This window comes from Actinoplanes sp. NPDC048967, assembly GCF_040649415.1.
In the GTDB taxonomy this organism is placed as follows: Bacteria; Actinomycetota; Actinomycetes; order Mycobacteriales; family Micromonosporaceae; genus Actinoplanes.
Map to the genome: position 1 here is coordinate 527,246 of NZ_JBEZFL010000006.1, position 19,137 is coordinate 546,382.

At 72.9% G+C, this 19,137-nt stretch carries 17 protein-coding genes and 1 pseudogene; 7 read left to right on the forward strand and 11 right to left on the reverse strand.

The window, feature by feature from the left end; genetic code table 11:
• Positions 1-3,288, forward strand: coding sequence for an AAA family ATPase (locus AB0C12_RS28015; protein ID WP_360552799.1), 3,288 nt, complete (start codon positions 1-3; stop codon positions 3,286-3,288).
• Here the strand turns inward: AB0C12_RS28015 and AB0C12_RS28020 are convergent.
• From AB0C12_RS28020 to AB0C12_RS28030, 3 genes are read right to left on the reverse strand one after another with little or no spacing between them, the layout of a single operon-like run.
• Complete coding sequence (locus tag AB0C12_RS28020) at positions 3,274-3,837, reverse strand: N-acetyltransferase (protein ID WP_360552800.1); 564 nt, start codon at positions 3,835-3,837, stop codon at positions 3,274-3,276. The two genes, AB0C12_RS28015 and AB0C12_RS28020, sit on opposite strands and share 15 nt — an antisense overlap.
• A 56-nt stretch (positions 3,838-3,893) precedes the next feature.
• Positions 3,894-4,295, reverse strand: a complete 402-nt coding sequence (locus AB0C12_RS28025) for a nuclear transport factor 2 family protein (protein ID WP_360552801.1) — start codon at positions 4,293-4,295, stop codon at positions 3,894-3,896.
• Positions 4,296-4,316: 21 nt separating this feature from the next.
• The gene (locus AB0C12_RS28030; RefSeq protein WP_360552802.1) at positions 4,317-5,099 is read right to left on the reverse strand and encodes an IclR family transcriptional regulator; all 783 of its coding nucleotides are present in this window, start codon (positions 5,097-5,099) and stop codon (positions 4,317-4,319) included.
• 105 nt (positions 5,100-5,204) lie between these two features.
• Between AB0C12_RS28030 and AB0C12_RS28035 the strand changes: the two genes are divergently transcribed.
• Complete coding sequence (locus AB0C12_RS28035) at positions 5,205-6,077, forward strand: shikimate dehydrogenase (protein WP_360552803.1); 873 nt, start codon at positions 5,205-5,207, stop codon at positions 6,075-6,077.
• A gap of 34 nt (positions 6,078-6,111) precedes the next feature.
• Positions 6,112-7,536 carry an Nramp family divalent metal transporter gene (locus AB0C12_RS28040; RefSeq protein ID WP_360552804.1) on the forward strand — a complete coding sequence of 475 codons (1,425 nt, stop codon included), beginning with the start codon at positions 6,112-6,114 and terminating at the stop codon, positions 7,534-7,536.
• A 9-nt stretch (positions 7,537-7,545) separates the two neighbouring features.
• On the opposite strand, the gene AB0C12_RS28045 is transcribed toward AB0C12_RS28040, so the two are convergent.
• Positions 7,546-9,396 carry a TIM barrel protein gene (locus AB0C12_RS28045; protein ID WP_360552805.1) on the reverse strand — a complete coding sequence of 617 codons (1,851 nt, stop codon included), beginning with the start codon at positions 9,394-9,396 and terminating at the stop codon, positions 7,546-7,548.
• A 3-nt stretch (positions 9,397-9,399) separates the two neighbouring features.
• Entirely contained in the window at positions 9,400-10,059 is a 660-nt protein-coding gene (locus AB0C12_RS28050) for a TetR/AcrR family transcriptional regulator (protein WP_360552806.1), read from the reverse strand.
• A 126-nt stretch (positions 10,060-10,185) separates the two neighbouring features.
• Here AB0C12_RS28050 and AB0C12_RS28055 point away from each other — a divergent pair, with 126 nt between their 5' ends.
• The gene (locus AB0C12_RS28055; protein WP_360552807.1) at positions 10,186-10,665 is read left to right on the forward strand and encodes an SRPBCC family protein; all 480 of its coding nucleotides are present in this window, start codon (positions 10,186-10,188) and stop codon (positions 10,663-10,665) included.
• Between the two features lie 11 nt (positions 10,666-10,676).
• On the opposite strand, the gene AB0C12_RS28060 is transcribed toward AB0C12_RS28055, so the two are convergent.
• Together AB0C12_RS28060 and AB0C12_RS28065 are read right to left on the reverse strand one after the other, a co-directional pair.
• Entirely contained in the window at positions 10,677-11,870 is a 1,194-nt protein-coding gene (locus AB0C12_RS28060; RefSeq protein WP_360552808.1) for an alpha/beta fold hydrolase, read from the reverse strand.
• 99 nt (positions 11,871-11,969) lie between these two features.
• The gene (locus tag AB0C12_RS28065; RefSeq protein WP_360552809.1) at positions 11,970-13,499 is read right to left on the reverse strand and encodes a heme peroxidase family protein; all 1,530 of its coding nucleotides are present in this window, start codon (positions 13,497-13,499) and stop codon (positions 11,970-11,972) included.
• Positions 13,500-13,782: 283 nt separating this feature from the next.
• Between AB0C12_RS28065 and AB0C12_RS28070 the strand changes: the two genes are divergently transcribed.
• On the forward strand, positions 13,783-14,718 hold the full coding sequence (locus tag AB0C12_RS28070; protein WP_360552810.1) for an anti-sigma factor RsbA family regulatory protein: 936 nt from the start codon (positions 13,783-13,785) through the stop codon (positions 14,716-14,718).
• 193 nt (positions 14,719-14,911) lie between these two features.
• Here the strand turns inward: AB0C12_RS28070 and AB0C12_RS28075 are convergent, their stop codons facing one another.
• Positions 14,912-16,225 carry a PP2C family protein-serine/threonine phosphatase gene (locus AB0C12_RS28075; RefSeq protein WP_360552811.1) on the reverse strand — a complete coding sequence of 438 codons (1,314 nt, stop codon included), beginning with the start codon at positions 16,223-16,225 and terminating at the stop codon, positions 14,912-14,914.
• A 37-nt stretch (positions 16,226-16,262) separates the two neighbouring features.
• Complete coding sequence (locus AB0C12_RS28080; RefSeq protein ID WP_360552812.1) at positions 16,263-16,670, reverse strand: SRPBCC family protein; 408 nt, start codon at positions 16,668-16,670, stop codon at positions 16,263-16,265.
• A gap of 78 nt (positions 16,671-16,748) precedes the next feature.
• On the opposite strand from AB0C12_RS28080, the pseudogene AB0C12_RS28085 reads away from it, so the two are divergent.
• A pseudogene (locus AB0C12_RS28085) lies at positions 16,749-16,955 on the forward strand (STAS domain-containing protein); the annotation flags it as partial.
• On the opposite strand, the gene AB0C12_RS28090 reads toward AB0C12_RS28085, so the two are convergent.
• On the reverse strand, positions 16,914-17,978 hold the full coding sequence (locus AB0C12_RS28090; protein ID WP_360552813.1) for a sigma-70 family RNA polymerase sigma factor: 1,065 nt from the start codon (positions 17,976-17,978) through the stop codon (positions 16,914-16,916). The pseudogene AB0C12_RS28085 and the gene AB0C12_RS28090 sit on opposite strands and share 42 nt — an antisense overlap.
• Before the next feature lie 93 nt (positions 17,979-18,071).
• Here AB0C12_RS28090 and AB0C12_RS28095 point away from each other — a divergent pair, with 93 nt between their 5' ends.
• Positions 18,072-18,872, forward strand: coding sequence for an alpha/beta fold hydrolase (locus tag AB0C12_RS28095; protein WP_360552814.1), 801 nt, complete (start codon positions 18,072-18,074; stop codon positions 18,870-18,872).
• Positions 18,873-18,880: 8 nt separating this feature from the next.
• Here AB0C12_RS28095 and AB0C12_RS28100 read toward each other — a convergent pair whose 3' ends face one another.
• On the reverse strand, positions 18,881-19,126 hold the full coding sequence (locus AB0C12_RS28100) for a hypothetical protein (protein ID WP_360552815.1): 246 nt from the start codon (positions 19,124-19,126) through the stop codon (positions 18,881-18,883).
• Positions 19,127-19,137 lie beyond the last annotated feature (11 nt).

Consider the following 19,137-nt stretch of genomic DNA (forward strand, 5'->3'; position numbering starts at 1 on the left):
ATGCCGCAGGGTCTGACGTACGCCAGCGCGGTCAAGCTGCTGGGCGGGTCGAGCCCGCTGGTCACGGTCGCGGACAACCTGCTGGGTGGGGCGCTGAGCCTGGCCACGGCCGGCGGCAGCGAGGTCGCGCTCAGCCTCTTCGACGCCAAGGCCGAGGTGATCCGGCTCGGCCACCTGGTGGCCGGCCTGACGGAGACGGTACGCGGCCTGAGCCGCTACGACCGCAGCATGCGGCTGCAAGCAGCACACGGCGTCCTGGTGGTGACCGCGTACTTCGAGGCGCTCGACGACTGCCTCGGCACCGCCGGCATGGCCTCGCCCGGCTTCACCCGCGACGAGCAGCTCACCCTGGCCGCCGCCACCGAAGTCGCCGGTGACTGGCCCGCCCGGCTGCTCGCCGCCCCCATTCCGGTGCCGTCACCGGACCGCGGCTACGACGAGCTGCTGAGCGACCTGCGGTCATGGTTCGCCGTGCTGGCGGTGAAGACCGTCGACCACCTCGGCGGCCTGGCGGTCTGGGACAGCTCCGACGTGCGCACCCAGCGCCTGGTCGACAGCCTGCTGCACACGGTGTTGCCGGACCGGGCCGTCGAGCGCTACGAGGAGGCGGCCCGCCGGCTGTCCGCCGAGCTGCCCGAGTTCGCCATCTGGATGCAGCGGCTGGCGGACCGGGCGGCGGCGCGCGGCCTCCAGACCCTGGAAGAGGCGCTGCTGCGGGCCACTTCCGGCCGCGATCCGGTACGCCTGCGCGCCGCCCTCGCCGCCGCCTACCGGGCGGAGCTGGACCGTCCCATCCTCGGCGGTGACGCCGGCGACCTGATCATGCCCGCCCTCGGCGCGGCCTACATCGACCCGCGCTTCCGGGTCCAGGTGGCCGGCGTCGCGTCCCGGCCGGCCGAGCAGGACTGGTGGCAGGCGGAGCCGCGCGACGACCTGGCCGGCTTCCTGGCCACCTACGTGACCACCCCGCAGGCGGCGGACGTCCCGATGCTGCTGCTGGGCCAGCCCGGCGCCGGCAAGTCCTCGCTGACCCGGATCCTGGCCGCCCGGCTGCCGGCCGCGGACTTCCTGGTCGTCCGGGTCGCCCTGCGCGACGTGCGCGCCGAGGCGGAGATCCAGGACCAGGTGGAGCAGGCGCTGCGTGACACCGTCGGCGAGACCGTGGCCTGGGCGGAGCTGGCCCGCTCGGCCGGCGGGGCGATGCCGGTCATCCTGCTCGACGGCTTCGACGAGCTGCTCCAGGCCACCGGCATCCACCAGTCCGACTACCTGCAGCGGGTGGCGGCGTTCCAGCAGCGTGAGGCGGTGCTCGGCCGGCCGGTGGCGGTGCTGGTGACGACCCGCGAGGCGGTCGCCGACCGGGCCCGGCTGCCGGCCGGGGGCCTGGTGGTCAGGCTGGAGCCGTTCGCCGACGAGCAGCTCGACCGGTGGTTGGAGGTCTGGAACGGCACGAACGGCGAGCGGCTGGCCGCGGCCGGCCGGCGCCCGCTGTCGGCGGCGGTGCTGCGGCGCTTCCCCGATCTGGCCGAGCAACCGCTGCTGCTGCTCATGCTGGCGCTCTACGACGCCACGGGCAACGCCCTGCAGGGCGACGACGAGACCTTCGACATCGGCCAGCTCTACGAGCGGCTGCTCAGCGAGTTCGCCGACCGGGAGGTACGCCGGGTGCACGCCGGCCGCCCCGAGCCGGCGATGCCGGAGCTGATCGAGGCGGAGCTGTTGCGGCTGTCCGTCGTCGCGTTCGCGATGTTCCACCGCCTGCGGCTCTGGGCCACCACCGAGGAGCTCGACGCGGACCTGGCCGGCCTGGGTCTGCGGCCGTCGCGGGAGGCGGGCAGCGAGGGCTTCCGGGCGCCGATCACGGCCGGGCAGGAGATGGTCGGGCGGTTCTTCTTCATCCAGCGGGCCCAGGCCCACCAGGACGACCGGACCCGGCAGACGTACGAGTTCCTGCACGCCACGTTCGGCGAGTATCTCGTGGCCCGGTTGGTCGTGCAGGCGTTGCGGGACGCGGCCGCGCGGGCCCGGGCCCGTACCCTGCGGCTCGGCCGGGCCGACGAGGACGACCTGCTGCAGTCATTGCTCGGCTTCACCCCGCTGAGTGCCCGCACCACGGTCCTGCCGTTCGTCACCGCCCTGCTGCGCGGCCCGGACACGGCGGAGGTCCGGGGGTGGCTGGTGGACCGGCTGCGAACCGCGGTGATGCGCCCGCAGTACGTCCCGCGGCAGTACCGGCCGGTCGACAAGCGCATCGACCACTGGATGGCCACCTACTCGTTCAATCTGATGCTGCTCACGCTGGCCTGCGGCGGCACCGTGCGGGCGTCGGAGCTCTTCAGCCTGGCCCGTGACCCGGCGCACTGGCTGCGCGACACGGCTCTGCAGTGGCGGGCGGCCGTACCGGGAAGCATGTTCCTGGACGCGCTGGAGCCGCTGGCGGTCACCCGGGCCTGGACTGACGACGGCCGCCGCGAACTGATCCTGGCCCACTCCCCCGGAGCCGGCGTCGCTCACGTCGATCCGTTCTGGTCCCACGGTTTCGGTCCGGACTGGGAGTTCCGCGACGCGAATCCCGGCAGCGGCTTCAGCGACTACTTCCCGCTGGGTCCCGCCCTGACGTCGATGCAACTGAGCAGTGCGCTCAGCGACGACACCCTGCGGCACGCGGTCGAGCCACTGATCGACCGGCTGCCGGAAACGGTGACGACGTTCACCCTGCACGGGCCCGACGACGCTGAATCCTTCGCCCGCATGCTGGTCCGCCTGTGGGTGGGCTCGGCCCTGGGCGACGATCCGTCCCGCCTGCTGGCCGCCTACGACAGGGTGACCGCGGCCCTGGCGGGCAATGCCTGGGGACCGGCCGAGGCTTCGACCAGCTCGCCGGATCTCGTCATCCGCATGGTGCTGCACAGCCTCGCCACGGACGCACACCGGCTGCCCTCCGCCGACGTGCTGCGCCTGGCCGGCCAGATCCGGGGGGCCGCGAGGTTCGATCCGGCCGAGCACCTGCTGCCGCTGGTGGTATGCCTCCTGGCGGACCCGGCCCCGATCGACGACGAGCGCGAGGCGCTGATCGACCGGCTGCTGTCCGAGCTGACGGCGCTGGTCGGCGAAATGTCTCCGGAGGACTGCCTGAGCCTGCTGACGGCGCTGGCCAGGGCCCGGTTCGTGGCGCCGCGCGTGACGCTGACGGCGATCGACGAACGCCTGGCGGCACCCGCTCTCCGGACCACTCCCGAGCTCTACGCCCGCCTGCGGAGCACCCGCGAGCGGCTACCCGAGCTCTGAGGCGGCCGGCACCTCGTCGCGCAGGCCGACACAGTCGTACTCCCAGAACGTGGACGGGTAGACGAACGTGCCGGTCATCCAGGGCTCGTAGGCGGACAACCGCACGACCTGGAAACCGGCGTCGGGGACGCGCAGCGAGGGCTTGCCGAAGCCGAGCTCCCCGGCGGGCCCGAACCCGAGACGCGAGTAGTAACGCGGATCGCCCTCGAGAAAGACCAGCGGAACGCCACGCTCGTCGAGGCGCCGCAGCGCGGCGCGGACGAGGGCCGAGCCGATCCCGCGGCGTTGCCGGAGCGGCAAGACCGCGAGCGGGCTCAACGTCTTCGCCTCGACCAGCCGCCGCGGGGCGTCGACCCAGGCCCGGCTGACCATGACGTGCCCGACGACCGCACCGCCCTCCTCGGCCACCAGGGAGAGCGCCGAGGGGTCGTCGCGCCGCAGGGCGCCGACCAGCTGGGCGACCGTGTCTCCGTGCCCAGGGCCGAACCCACTGCGATGGACGTCGGCCACCGCGGCATGGTCACGCGCCTGCTCGCTGCGAAGGGACATGGCGGCAAGCTAACGCCCGCCGACCCGGCCGCCAAGCGATTAACCGCTCGCTCGCCTCAGGGCTGCAGGGGCCGGCGGCGGGGCCGGACCACCCGGTGGGTGATGCGCCAGCCGGCGGCCGTTCGTTCGACGGTGTCGTCGTAGGTGACGCTGCCCGCTGACCCGTCCGCCATGACGCCGAGTCCCTTCGACGTGGCTCGCACGGTCCCGTCGCTCACCTCGCGCAGCACGATGTTGGTCACGTGGTGCGCCACCGGGTTGCCGTCGCCCAGGGCGAGGGCGGCCTCCCGGGTTGCCGCCCATCCCACCAGCACGCCGCCGCCGAGGGCGGTCACGTCGTAGGCGGCGTCCTCGGTGAACACGGCGGCCAGGCCGGCGAAGTCGCCGCGATCGATCAGGTGGCCGTGCAGGTTGATCAGGTCGGCGATGGCGAACCGGTCGTCGGCGGTCAGGGCCATGGCCGCACCGTACCGCACCGGTCACCGGCACTGGCGGCAGTGGGCGCTCGTCGACGGGCAGAACTCGCGGCCCACGGCCAGGGCCACCGTGCGCACGGCCGGGCCGATCGCGCGGGGATCGAGCCGGCCCGACCAGCCCGAGACCGCGACCGCGGCCACCGGGTGCCCGTCGGCGTGCCGGATCGCGCAGGCGACGCCGCCGACTCCCGGGCCGGACTCCTCGCTCTCGTAGGCCAGGCCCGACTCGCGTACCAGCCTCAGCTGCCGTCGCAACGACGCCGGCGTCAGCACCGTGCGTGGCCCCAGCGCCGCCAGCGGCCGGGCACAGACCAGGTCGACGGCTGCCTCGCCGCCGCCCGCCAGCAGCGCCTTGCCGGGCGCACAGGCGTGCGCCGGCAGCCGGCCACCGGACGCCGGGCGCTGCGGGGTGTCCCGGCCGCGCAGCACTTCGAGGTGTACGACGTCAGCCCCGTCCAGAACCGCCAGCTGCACCGACTGCCGCGTCGCCTCCCGCAGGTCCACCAGGTACGGCAACGCGACCGCGCGCAGGTCCCGGCGGCGCGTGGTGAGCCGGCCGAGCTCGGCCAGTCGGGGGCCCAGGTGCAGGTGCGGGCCGCCGCGTTCCAGGAAGCCGTACGCCACCAGCTCGGTCACCAGCCGGGAGGTCGTCGACTTGGGCAGGCCGCAGCGCCGGCTGATCTCGGTGAGCCGCAGGTCGCGGTGCTCCGGGTCGAACGCGCCGAGCACCGCCGACACCCGGGCCACGGCCACGTCGGGGATGTTCCGCTCAGCGGCACGTTCCATCGCAGCTCCCTTGACAGGCCCGCACCCTCATCGCTTACTAACGTACCAGTTCGTACATCGAGTGCCGTTGATCCGCGTCCCAGCCACGACGGGAGCTTCACGCCCATGAAACCTTGCCGGTACGGCCTCATCGGTGCGGGCATCGGCGCGTCGCTGTCCCCGTCGCTGCACGAGACCGAGGGCCGGCACCACGGGCTGGACCTGTCCTACGAGCTGATCGACATCGCCGAGCCCGGTACGCCGGACGACCTCGGCCACCTGCTCACCCGGGCGCAGGCCGACGGGTTCGCCGGAGTCAACATCACCCACCCGTTCAAGCAGCGGGTCGTCGGGCTGCTCGACGAGCTCTCCCCGCAGGCGCGCGACATCGGCGCGGTCAACACCGTCGTCTTCCGGCACGGCCGGCGGCTGGGCCACAACACCGACGCGTACGGCTTCGCCGAGTCGTTCCGCCGCGGGCTGCCCGGCGCGGCGGTCGGCCGGGTGGTGCAGCTCGGTGCCGGCGGCGCCGGCGCGGCCTGCGCGTTCGCCCAGCTCGGCGGCGGCGTCGAGCAGCTGACGGTGGTCGATCCGGACGCCGACCAGCGGGGGTTGCTGGCCGAGGCGCTGAGCATGCGCTTCGAGGTCGAGCGCATCGCGGTGGCGGCGCCCGACGAGCTGCCCGCGGTGCTGGCCGGGGCCGACGGCCTGGTCAACGCGAGCCCGGTCGGCATGGCGGCCAGCCCCGGGCTGCCGCTGCCGGTCGCGCTGCTGCGCCCGGGCCTGTGGGTGGTCGACATCATCTATCTGCCCGTCGAGACGCACCTGCTGCGCGCCGCGCGGGCCGCGGGCCTGCGCGCCATCGGGGGCGCCGCCATGTGCGTGTTCCAGGCCGCCGCGGCGTTCGAGCTCTTCACCGGGTGCACCCCCGACACCGGGCGGATGCTCGCCCACCTCAACCGGCTGCTGCAAGGCAGCGGGCGCCACATCCACGCCTGACCCGTCCCCCGCCCCCCCACAGTTGGAGTGACCGATGAGCCGACCGACGCGACGAGCAGACCGCACCGTGCCTCCCGACGGGCACCTCACCACCCGGAACCTTCCCGAGCCGATGTCGTTGCGCCGCATGGTCGGCCCGGGCGTCGTGGCGGTCGGCATCGGCATGGCGGCCGGGGAGATCATCCTGTGGCCGTACCTCACCGCGATCGGCGGGCTGGGCCTGCTCTGGCTGGCCTTCGCCACCCTGGCCGTGCAGTTCGTCATCAACATGGAGATCGAGCGCTACACCCTGGCCACCGGGCAGACCGCCGTCGGCGGCTTCTCCCGCTGGTGGAAGGGCTGGGGCATCATCATCTGCCTGGCCGGCGCCTTCCAGTACGTGTGGCCGGGCTGGGCCACCAGCGGCTCCACGGTGTTCACCTACCTGGTCGGCGGGGGCGACCCGGTCTGGATCACCGTGGGCGTGCTGGCCGCCATCGGCGTCCTGCTGTCGCTGTCGAAGGTCATCTACAAGACCGTCGAGCGGGTCGAGATCGTCAAGGTCGGCCTGACGCTGTTCTTCCTGGCCGTCGTCGTGGTCTTCGTCATCTCCCTGCCCACCTGGGGCGAGGGCGCGCGGGAGAGCGTCACCGGCTTCGGGCGGATCCCCGAGGGCATCACCTTCACCCTGCTGCTCAGCGCCATCGGCGCCGCGGGCGCCGGCGGCGTGCACAACCTGGTGCTCAGCAACTGGATCCGCGACAAGCGGTACGGCATGGGCGCGCACGTCCCCCGGCTCATCTCCCCCATCACCGGCCGGGAGGAGGCGGCCGGTGGCGACCGGTACACGTTCCCCCAGGACGACGAGAACCTCGCCCGCTGGCGGGTCTGGTGGAAACGCGCCAACATCGAGCACTTCTTCGCGTTCCTGCTGGTCTGCTTCGTGACCATCACGATCATGAGCCTGCTGGCCTACGAGACCCTGTTCGGCCGCGACGACCTCAAGTCCGACCCGTCGTTCCTGCGGATCGAGGGTGACGTGCTGGCCACCGAGGTCGGCGGCTGGCTGAAGCTGCTGTTCTTCGCGATCGCCGCCGTCTCGCTGTGGGCCGCCGCGATGGGACTGCTCGACGTCATCGGCCGGGTGGCCAGTGACTTCGTCCGCCGCAACTACCTGGCCGGCTCGGCCCGCTGGACCGAGGCCCGGCTCTACCTGGCCGTGGTCTGGGGCGAGATCGTGCTGGGCTCGCTGATCCTGCTGGCCGGCTTCACCCAGCCGCTGGGCCTGCTGATCGTGTCGACCTGCGCCGCCTCGGTGGTGACCCTGCTGTACTCGGTGCTGCTCGTGCGGCTCAACCGCGGGGACCTGCCCGCCGCCGTCCGGATCGGCGGCTGGCGGCTGGGCGGGCTGCTGGTGGCGATCGGCTTCTACGGCTTCTTCGCCGTGGCCATGGTGGTGACCCAGCTGCAGAAACTCTGAGGACCCCGATCAGCTCGCCGACAACCGCAGGTGGCGGTGGGCGGCCATCCGTACGGGTGCGTTGGCTTCGCCGAAGCCGTCGTAACCGCCCCGGCGCTGGAGGATCTCGAAGAAGACCCGCCCGCCGTAGACCGGGGTGTACAGGTGGAACAGCTCACCGCCGCGGGAGTCGCGGTCGTAGAGGATGCCGTGCCGGCGCAGCCGCTCGACGACGTCCCCGGGCAGGGCGAAGCGGGCGACCAGGTCGGCGTAGTAGTTGTCCGGCACCGGCATCGCCGGGCCGCCCAGCCGCTCCACGGCCGCGGCGGTGGCGAAGATGTCGGCGGCGGTGAAGGCGACGTGCTGCGGATCCACCACGGCCGGCGCCCACTCGCCGCGGCGCAGCAGGGCCACCGTCAGGGCCAGCCGGATCGTGCGGTGCGCGGTGCTGAACGCCCGGGAGCGCATGAGCCCGAACGGGGCCGCGTACTCCTCGGTGGTCAGCTGGGTCAGCCCGAGCACCGAGTGGTAGAACAGCCCGGCCTCGTCGAAGTGGTCGAAGGGCTGGGCCAGCCCGAGATGATCGGTGCCCCGCAGCCCGGCGTCCACAGTGGGCCGCTCCCCGGTGGCCAGGAAGTCGGCCCGCCAGTCGTTGTCGTCGGCGCTGAAGAACACCGAGGTCCCGTCCGGGGCGGCCACCGCGGCCAGGTCGGCCTCCCGCAATCCGCGGGCCCGGGGCAGCGCCGGAGCCAGCAGTGCCTCGGCCCGCGCCCGGGACCGGTGCGGGTCGGCGCTGGTGAGCGCGAAGGCGCTGAGGGCGGCGGTGCCCGGACTCTGCGGGCGGGTGACCGCGCTGTTGAGGATGACCCGGCACGATCCCTGCTCCCACAGCTCGACCGGCTTGGAGCGGTGCTGGCCGGTGTGGGCGAAGCCGAGACCCCGCAACGCCTCCTGCAGCACCGGCCCGGAACGGCCGTCCACCGTGAACTCGCTGAACGCGTGCACCGACAGCGCCGGCGCGGCCGGCAACCGGCGTACCTCGATCGCCGCGGGCTGCGCCGGGAGACTGTCCTCCAGGCTGATCAGCGACCGCATCGCGTCGACGGCCGTACGCCGGGGGTCGGCCTGCCGGAAGACGTCGTTGAACACCTCCAGCGACAGCGGCCCGGTGTAGCCGGCGGCCAGCACCCGCTGGACGAAGCCGGTGAGGTCGAACGTGCCCTGGCCGGGGAAGAGCCGGTGATGCCGGCTCCACTGCAGGACGTCCATGCGCAGGTGCGGCGCGTCGGCCAGCTGGAGGAAGAAGATCTTGCCCGGCGTGATCCGCGCGATGTCGTCGGTGCCGGCCGCACGCGACAGCACGTGGAAGGAATCCAGGCACAGGCCGAGCGCGGGATGGTCGGCGTCCCGCACGATCCGCCACGAGTGGTCCCAGGTGGACACGTGCCGGCCCCAGGCCAGCGCTTCGTAGGCGATGCGCATCCCCCGGGCCTGGGCCCGGTCGGCCAGCAGAGCCAGCTGCTCGGCGGCCAGAGCATCGTCGTCGATCGCGGCCGGGGAGACCGACGAGCAGACCAGGACGGTGTCGGCGCCCAGCTCGGCCATGACGTCGAACTTGTGCTCGGCGCGGGCCAGGTTGGCGGCCAGCAGCGGTACGGGGACCGCCTCGAAGTCGCGCAACGGCTGGTACAGCTCGATGCCCAGCCCGAGGTCGGCGCACCGGGCCCGTACCTCGGCCGGCGACCAGGGGGCCACCACCAGGTCGTTCTCGAACAGCTCGATGCCGTCGAAGCCGGCCGCGGCGGCCGCGGCGATCTTGTCGTCCAGCGTCCCGGAGACACACACCGTCGCGATCGACCGGCGCAGACGGCTCGCGGTCACGGCTCAGTCCCCGGACCGGCCGAGGTAGCCCACGACCATGTCGGCCAGCATGGTCCGGTACCGGTCGCGGGCGGACGGGTCGAGCAGGTCGCGGCCGAACAGGGCGCCGAAGGTGTGCCGGTTGGCCACCCGGAAGAAGCAGAACGCGCTGATCATCATGTGCACGTCCAGCGCGTCCACGTCCGCGCGGAAGGTGCCGTCGCGCTGGCCCCGGGCGAGCGCGTCGTGCAGGACGCCGATCGCCGAGCTGTTGAGGTCGACCAGCCGCGCGACCTTGGACATGTTCTTCGCCTGCTGGGAGTTCTCCACCCCGACCAGCTTGATGAACGTGGGGTGCGCCTCGTGGTGGTCGAAGGTGACCTCGGCGATGCGGCGGATCGCGGCCACCGGCGTCAGGTGCTCGACGTCGACGGTGCGTTCGGCCGCCCGGATCTCCGCGTACGCGCGCTCCAGCACGGCCAGGTAGAGCTGCTCCTTGCCGCCGAAGTAGTAGTAGATCATCCGTTTGGTGGTGCGCGTCCGCGCCGCGATCTCGTCCACCCGGGCACCGCTGTAGCCCTGGTCGGCGAACTCCCGGGTGGCGACGTCGAGAATGTCCGTACGGGTACGCCCGGCGTCGCGCCGGCGGTCGACCTCGGGTTCTGATGCCGCTCCCGGGCTCATCACGCTCCTTGTATACGAACTAGTCCGTACATCATGCCTCATGAATCCGTCAGGCGTTCCCACGGCCCGGCGTACCGTGGAGGAGCGTGCGACGGCCCGGCCGGCGACGCAGAGAGGTCTCCCCTGATGGCCCGCTTCGACGTGTCCCTCGACGTGCGCGCTCCGGCCTCCCGCGTGTGGGCGGAGCTGGTGGACTGGCCCAAGCACGCCGACTGGGCGCCGCTGACCAGCGTCCGCGTCACCAGCGCCCGGCCCGACGGGGTGGGCGCCGTCTTCGTCGCCCGCACCGGGATCGGCCCGCTCGGCTTCGACGATCCGATGACGGTGGTCCGCTGGGAGCCGCCCGCCGGTGACGCCCCGGACGACGCGCCCGGCCGCTGTGACGTGACCAAGCACGGCCGGGTCGTGCACGGCCGGGCCTGGTTCGTGGTCACCCCGCTGCCGGGTGACCGCAGCCGGGTGGTGTGGAGCGAGGACATCACGGTCAGCCCGCACCGGCTGACCCGGCTGACCGCTCCCCTGCTGTCCGTGGTCGGCAAGGTCGGCTTCGCCCGGGTGCTGCGCTCGATGGCCCGCGAGGCCGAGCGCCCCCTCGGCCGGGCCTGACGCCCGCGGCGTCAGCCGCGCCTGAGCCAGTGGTCCAGCCAGGCGAAGGCCTCGTCCTGCATCTCGCGGACGAAGACATGGCCCAGACCCGGCCACACCTTGGTGCTCAGGCGGTGCCGGGCCCGCTGGGAGGCCCACACCGCCCGCATTTTCGCGTACGCGACCTCGACGCCCGCCGCGGTGAAGAGCGGATCGCTCTCCCCGTCGAGCAGCATCATCGGCCGGGGCGCGGCGATGCTCGCCACGTCCGGGATGTCGAGGTAACGGGGCAGGCCGGGGTGCAGCATGAAGAACGCCGACTGCCCGCGCAGCGTGTTGTTGCCCGGAACCATCATCTCCTTGAGCCCGGTCATCCAGCAGGCCGAGACGGTGGCCGCGATGTGGTCCGACAAGGCCGCGACCTGCCACGCCCGGTAGCCCCCGAGGGAGAAGCCGACGGCGGCGATCCGGCGCCGGTCGACCTCGGGCAGCGTGGCCAGCAGGGCGGCGGCGCGGACGTCCTCCCGTGCCATCAGCCCGGACGGCGACGACCCCAGGTTGAAGAGGTTGGCGGCCAGCGCCTGTTGCCCCTCGTAGGTCAGGCCGCCGCGGTCGCCCCAGCCGAGGGCGTCGACGGCCAGGACCGCGTACCCCCGGCGGGCCAGTTCGTCGCCGATGAACCGGCCGGAGAAGTACCGCTGGGCCCAGGCCTGCGCCGACGCCCGGCGGGTGTCGTCGTACCAGGGTTCGATCAGCTTCTCCTTGCCGATGTCGAACTTCGCGCCGTGGTCGTGCAGCAGCAGCGCCGCCGGGAACGGCCCCGGCCCGTCCGGGATCAGCATCGACGCCCGGACCCGGCTGTGCCGGGTGACGTCGAACAGCACCAGGCGCCGCCGGTAGCCGTCGTGAGCCTGCTCGTCGACGATCTCGACGTCGAAGGGCGAGCTGTCCTCGGGCTGCCACAGCAGTTCCTCGACCTTGGCGCGGGCCCGCCGCTGCCAGGTCCGGAAGCCGAGCCGGCGGTTGCGGCTCCAGGCCAGCGGGAAGTCGAGCTCGGCCTTGAGCTGCTCGGCGAAGATGGGCAGGCCGCCGTCGACCACCGCGGGCCCCTCGAACTCCGGGGCGGCGACCCCGGCCGGGCCGGGCGCTGCCGCCAGATCCGGGACCGGCACCTGGCCTGAGGCCAGGGCCAGCGTCGGCAGAGTGACGAACGCGCGGCGCTTCATCCATTCCCCTATGTCGATGGATGTCGACCGTAGAAGCGGCGCCGCACCGCTGTCAACGCCCCGCCGCGCCGGGTGCCGGGGCACCCGGCGGGGTGCGGGTCAGGCCGGGATGTTCGTCACCCCCAGGCCGTGCCCGGCCAAGGTGATCAGGTCGGGCATGGTGAAGTCGCCGGGGGTCGCCGACGGCAGGAACGGCTTCCAGTCGGGCTGGTTGCGCAGGTAGGAGGAGGCGTCCTTGGCCAGCAGCCCGAGGAACACCTCGGCGACGATGCGGCCGCCGACCTGCCCGAGATGCCGGCCACCGGCCTGCACCTGGGCCTCGCGCAGGATGTAGTACCACAGCGGGGCCGGGCCGCCGCCGGGCAGACCGAGGTCGTCGTCGGACAGCACGTCGGCCGCCATGTGGTGGGCCACGTCCTGCCCGGACGGCAGCAGCAGGCGGGCGCCGCGGGTCAGGTTGCGGTCGATCAGCGACGGCCGGTTCGCCGCGATCTCCGGCGGGAGCGCGGCCAGCGGGTCGGCGAGCTTGGTGTCGATCAGCCGGGACTTCTGCAGCCCCTCCCGACCGGCCCCGTCGACCTCGAAGAAGCGCGCCCACTCGATCGTCCAGAACCGGGGCAGGATCCGGAAGCCGCCGAAGTGCCCGAGCGGGTTCTCCTCGGAGATCGGCTTGGCGGTGAACGTCGGCAGCGGTCCGACCAGGGTGTTCAGCTTGTACCGGCCGCGGATCATGGAGTGCCCGAACCGGTACGCCGCCACGGAGAACTCGACCGGCATGTACGGGTCCTGCTGCCACACGTAGAACTGCCGGTCGACCCGCGGATAGCGACCGCTCTCGTCCAGCACGCCGGAGAGCATGTCGGCACCGACCGCGCGCCGCAGGAAGTCGTGCACCACCATCCACTGGTAGTGCCACCGTACGATCCGCTGGGCCGCCTCGAACGCGGTCTCGCTGCCCCGCCGCAGCGCCGGGTCGTCGTGCACGCGGTCGACCACCGCGTTGTGGAACTTGAGCATGGTGAGCTGCAACTGGCTGACGAAGGTGTTCTCGTCGTTGCGGGGATCACCGAGCAGGGCGGTCTGCTGCGGGTTGCGCGGCAGGTCGTCCTCGTCGTCGTGGTGACCGATCAGCAGCTTCTCGCCGCCGGAGTCCTTGTCGTAGAGGAACGGGTCGTCGACCGGCCCGCGCCCGTAGACGCAGTCGAGGTCGAAGCGGGGGCTGCGGAAGTTGGTCAGCGCGTCCGGGTCGTTCTGCCGGTCGAGGCTGGACACCGGGTCGAAGGTGAGATCGTGGTCGATGAACTGGCCCAGGTAGGTGTAGCCGGCCGGGATATCGGGGTTGTCGGACTCGGGACTCGGCCCGGTCGCGTTCTCCTTCATCAGGTCGGCGATCTGGGCGATCCGCTCGTCGCTCGGCACGAACGGCGGCAACCGGAACATCCGCCCGAATCTGCCCTCGTGCAGCCGGGACACCGGGACGTAGGACAGGCCACGTAACTCGTAGCCGTGACCGCGCGCGGAACGGCGCCCGGAGCCGAGACCGTGACCGGAGGTCGCGCCGGCGACGAGTTGCTCGGCGGTACGCGGAGCGTGGACCTGCGGCGTGGATTTGTGGTTGTCGACAGACATGGATGCCCCCTCGGAAGGCAGCAGGCGTGGGATGACGTGGGCACTCACCGCGGGTGACCGACCGGCGTCCAGCCCCGTCGGGCGACACCACGGCCGTCCGGATTCCGGCCCGTGACCAGCCTGGACCCGGCACCGGCCACGGGCAACGAAGTGTCGTTGATTACGCACCGCAGCACTCCCCGGGCGGGGTGATCGACCCCGGACGAGTGTACCCGCGGGTGTACCGTTGCGAGCCGGTACCACCCAGTGCCGACCTGCTCCCCTGATCATGGTGAAGTGACCGATGCCCCTCTCCGCCACGCTGACCCATGACGCCATGCTGTACGGCAGTGACGACGAGTTCGTCTCGGCGCTCGTCCCGTTCGCCCGCGAGGGGCTGAAGCACGACGAGGCTCTGGTCGCGGCGGTGACAGCGGCCAACATCGCCCTCCTGCGGGACGCGCTCGGCGCGGACGCCGCCGCGGTGACGTTCATCGATCGCGACGAGTGGTACAAGCGGCCCGCGACCACGGTGGGCGGCTGGCAGCGGCTGCTCACCGACGCCCTCGCCCGCGGGCACAAGAGCGTGCGCCTGATCGGCGAGGTCGCCTTCGGCCCGCGCCGTGAGCACCCCACCTGGACGCGGTACGAGGCCGCCCTCAACGACGTGTTCGCGCAGGCGCCGGCGTGGATCGTGTGCCCGTACGACTCCCGGGCGCTCCCGCCGTCGCTGCTGGACGACGCCCGCCGGACCCACCCGGCGACCTTTCACCCGCGGCGCTGCCCCAGCGAGCAGTACCTGGAGCCGGAGCAGTTCCTGCACAGCGTCGCCGAGCCGATGCCGCCGATCAGCGGGCCGCCGGTGCTGAGCCTGGACGTGGCCGAGGGGGTGGCGGCTGCCCGTCACGCCGTGTCCGAGCTGCTCGTGGCGGCCGGCTGGGCGGGCCTCGAGCGCGGTGACGATCTGATCCTGGCGATGTGCGAGATCGTCACCAACAGCATCCGCCACGGCCGCGGCCGGCGGGAGCTGCGGGTGTGGGCGCAGGACGGGACCGTCACCTGCGAGGTCAGCGACGAGGGCGCCGGCGTGACCGATCCGCTGATCGGCTACCGCCCGCCCGCGCAGGACCTGACCGGTGGCCGGGGACTGTGGATCGCCCAGCAGTTGTGCGACGCGCTCACGGTGATCCGGCGCGATGCCACGACCGTCGTCCGCTTCGCGGTCACCCGGCCGGCCTGATCCGGGCCGGCTGATCCGGCTCGTCGGCACGGCGATGACGGGGGCCCCGGCACTCGCGCACCGGGGCCCGGGGGCTACGGATCAGAACACCAGCTGCCGGCGGTGACGCCGGGCCGGGGCGTTCGCGTCTTTGTCGTCTTCGTCGTTTCTCGCCGTTGATCAGAGAAACGCTAACCGAGGACCCCGAGAAAGTCTAGGTGGAGCCACCTAGACTTTCTGGCGCGTCACCCGGAGGGTGGGTTCCGGTCCGGGGCCCGCTGGCCCGCTGCGGATCGGCGCCGGCGTCGGTGCTGCGTGTCTCGCCGTGACCGCCGTGCCAGTCGACGACCAGCAGGCACGCGTCGTCGGGCAGGGTGCCCGACGAGCCGGCGACGGACAGGACCAGATCTCCGAGCACTCTGACCAGCTCCCGCGGGTGAAGGTCGCTCAGGTGCTGCAACTGGGCGTGCAGCTCGAGCGCCGCCGCGCCGCGTTCGAGCATGCCGTCGGTGAGCATGACCAGGCGGTCCCCGGGCTCCAGGGCCAGCTGGGTGGTCCGGAAGGCCCGGTCGCCCCGTACCCCGAGGGGCGGGTTGACCGCCAGCGCGACGGTCTGCACCACGCCGCCGCGCACCAGCAGCGGGGCGGGATGCCCGGCATTGACGACCGCCAGGGAGCCGGTCCGCAGGTCCAGCCGCCCGAGGATGCCGGTGACGAACGCGGAGCCGTCCGAGCCGTTGTCGAGCAGCGCCCGGTGCGCGGCGTCCGCCTGCTCGACCAGCGTGTGCCCGCGGCGGCGCGCGTTGCGCAGGCCCGCGACGCAGAGGGTCGCGGTGAGCGCGCTGTGCACCCCGTGCCCCACCGCGTCGGTGATGGACAGGTGCAGCAGGTCGCGGGCGAGGCTGTAGTCGAACGTGTCTCCGCCGATGCTCGCGGCCGGCTCCAGCCAGGCCGCCAGCGTGAACGAGTCGGCCTCACACGTGAACGACGGCGGCAGCAGGCGCCGCTGGATCTCCGCGGCCAGGGTGAACGGCGTCGTCCGCTGGCCCCACTCGAACAGGTCGGTGTGCCGGCGGTTGGCGATCACCACGAAGGCGAGGGCGTGCGCGACCTGCGACACCCGCCGCACGACCTCGTCGGTCGGCGCGCTGGACAGGGAGATCTCCAGCAGTCCGATCGCCTCCCCGCGCTGGGTCACCGGAGCCCGCACCAGGAACCGGTCCCCGGCCTGGTCGACGAGCACCCGCTGGGTGCGCAGCGCCTGCTCCTGCGGGCCGCCGTCGAACGGCAGGACCACCGCGACGTCCTCGTCGTGCCGGCGTTCCGGCGTGGCGATCCCGATCGGCAGGTGGACCAGGCGCACCAGGGCGCGCCCGCTCATGTCGGCCACGAGGAACGACACCCAGAGCGCACCGAGGTTCAGTCCCAGCTTGCGGGTGACCGCCCGTACGGCGTCGACCGGGGCCGCTCTCTCGACGGCGAGCAGCACATCGTCGAGGTCCATACTGCTCGTCACCCTGGTGTCCACGGAACGGAGCATAGACGCGCGGCCGGACGCCGGGCGGTCAGTGCACCAGGCGGCGCAGCGCCCACCACGCCATCGGCAGATAACCCGCGACCGCGGGCGCGAAACCGACAACGGTGAGGCCGGTCCGCGTACCCGTGGCGGTGGATTGGACGGTGTGCAGCAGGGTGAGCTTCACCCCGGCGGCCGACGCCGTCCACGACCAGGTCCGCACCGGACCCGCGGCGTCGACGCCGATGACCTGGAAGGGCACCGGCAGACCGGCGGGCCCGCGCACGACGCCGGTGGTGCCGGGCGTGAGCCGGTCCCCCGGGTAGTCGACCGACCGGATCTGGGGTGACCACTCCGGCCACCGTTGCGGGCGCACGTAGCGGTCCCAGACGTCGTCGGCGGCGCGCGGGCCGTCGACGGTGATCTCACGGCGCAGGGCCGGCCAGGCGGATCTCACCCACCCATGGTGCGGCACGGCCGGCGATCCGCGGCCCGGACAGCGATGAGTTCCCGGGCCGGCGCCGGTCTCATCACCATGGCCGCCCATTTCTCCGTCGGCCCGACGGTCACCCGCGCGGACGTGCCCGGCCTGTGCGCCGGTCTCGCCGACCTGCTGCGGGGGCGTGCCGGCAGCGTCGTGATCTGCGACGTGGCCGGCGTGCAGCGACCCGACGTGGTGACGGTCGACGCGCTGGCCCGGCTACGCCTGACCGCCCGGCGGCACGGGTGCGAGCTCGTCGTCGGTGGCGCCGGCGCGGAGCTGTCCCAGCTGCTGCGGCTGGTCGGCCTGACCGACGTCCTGCCCCAGGTGGGGCGGGAGACCGAACAGCGGGAACAGGCGGGCGGTGTCGAGGAAGTTGGTGACGCCCGCGATCCGCCCGGCTGAGATCTCCAGCACGATCAGCGCCCAGGGGTCGTGGCCCGTGCCGCCGGCGCTGCGGCGGTACTGACCGAAGGCGGGCATGCCGTTGGCCGTGACCGGCACCAGGCGGGAGCCGCGGCAACCGCTGCCCGTGCCGGCCATCCAGGCGGTGATGTCGCCGGTGCCGCGGAACCACAACGGCAGCGGCGGCATGGACAGGGTCGCGTCATCGTGCAGCAGAGCCGTCAGCGCCGTCAGGTCGTACGCCTCGAACGCGCTCACGTAGCGCGCGAGCAACGCCCTCTGCTCCTCGTCGAGCGGGGTGCGCGGGTCGGCGGTGGTGTCCGCGGCCGCGATGGTGGCCCGGGCCCGCTGCAGCGCACTGGTGACACTGGCCACCGAGGTGTCGAGCAGCTCGGCCACCTCCTGCGCCGACCAGGCCAGCACCTCCCGCAGGATCAGCACGGCCCGCTGCCGGGGCGGCAGGTGCTGCAGCGCGGCGATGAACGCCAGGCGGACCGACTCCCGCTCGGCGACCACGGCGGCCGGGTCCGCGCCCTCGGGCAGCAACCGGCTGTCCGGCACCGGCCCGACCCAGATCTCGTCCGGGCGCGGCTCGCCGGGATCGGTGGACCGGCCCGACCCGGCCGGGCCGAGATCCATCGGGCGCACCCGGCGCTGGGCGCTGTCCAGCATCGTCAGGCAGACATTCGTCGCGATCCGGTACAGCCAGGACCGCAGCGCCGCCCGGCCCTCGAAACGGTCGTAGCCGCGCCAGGCCCGGACCAGCGTGTCCTGCACGGCGTCCTCGGCCTCGAACGCGGACCCGAGCATCCGGTAGCAGTAGCCGGTCAGCTCGGGCCGGTAGGCCTCCAGCCGCTGCTCGATCGCCACATCTTCCACCGGCTCAACTTAGCTGGCCGGTGAGCGATTAGTTCGCGCCGCCGGCCCGGTCTACCCCCCGTCACCTCAGCACCGGACACCAAGGGAGTCACCATGACCGGCACCGGCCAGTACGCCGACGTCAACGGCATCAACCTCTACCACGAGTCGTACGGGACCGGCGCGCCGCTGATCCTGCTGCACGGCGGCCTCGGCTCGGGTGAGATGTTCGGGCCGATCCTGCCCGTGCTCGCCGACCACCACCGGGTCATCACCGTCGACCTGCAGGGCCACGGCCGGACCGCCGACATCGACCGGCCGCTCGACGTACGCCTGATGGCCGGCGACGTCGCCGCTCTCATCGACCACCTCGGCCTGGACCGGCCCGACGTCGTCGGTTACTCACTCGGCGGCGGGGTGGCCTTCCAGGTGGCGTTCCAGTTCCCGGAGAAGGTCGGGCGCCTGGTCGCGGCGTCGGCCAACATCCGCCGCGACGCGATCTACCCCGAGATGCTGCAGCAGCAGGGCCAGGTGAGCGCCGCCGCGGCGGAGTTCATGAAGGAGACCCCGATGTACGAGCTCTACCAGCGGGTGGCCCCGCGCCCGGCGGACTTCCCGCGACTGCTCGACAAGATCGGCGTGGCGATGGCCCGGGACTTCGACTTCACCGAGGAGGTCCGCGGCCTGCGGGTGCCGACGCTGGTGGTGGCGGCCGACGCCGACATGGCTCCGCCGAGCCACTTCGCCGAGGTCTTCGGCCTGCTCGGCGGCGGTCTGCGCGACGGCGGCTGGATGGGCGAGTCCCGGCCCGAGGGCGGCCACGCGCTGGCCCTGCTGCCCGGCCTCACCCACTACAACCTGTTCCGGTCGCCGCTGTTCGCCGCGGTGACCCTGGCCTTCCTCGACCAGGAGTGAGCCCGGGGTCAGTCGCCGGGGTCGGTCCGGGGCGGCGCCTCTTCGGCCCCGGACCGCAGGAGGTCCTCCAGGGCCGACACCTCCCGCAGGTCCGCCCGCTGTTCCCGCTCGTCGGCGGCACGGTCCCGCGCGTCAGCGGCCCGGTCCCGCGCCCCGTGGCTCGCGTTGCGTTGCTCCTCGAGGCGGTCCAGCCGGCGCTCACGGTCGTCGAGGCGCGCGGCGCGGGCCGCCGCCTGCCGGGAGTCTTCATCCATACCGGTGACTA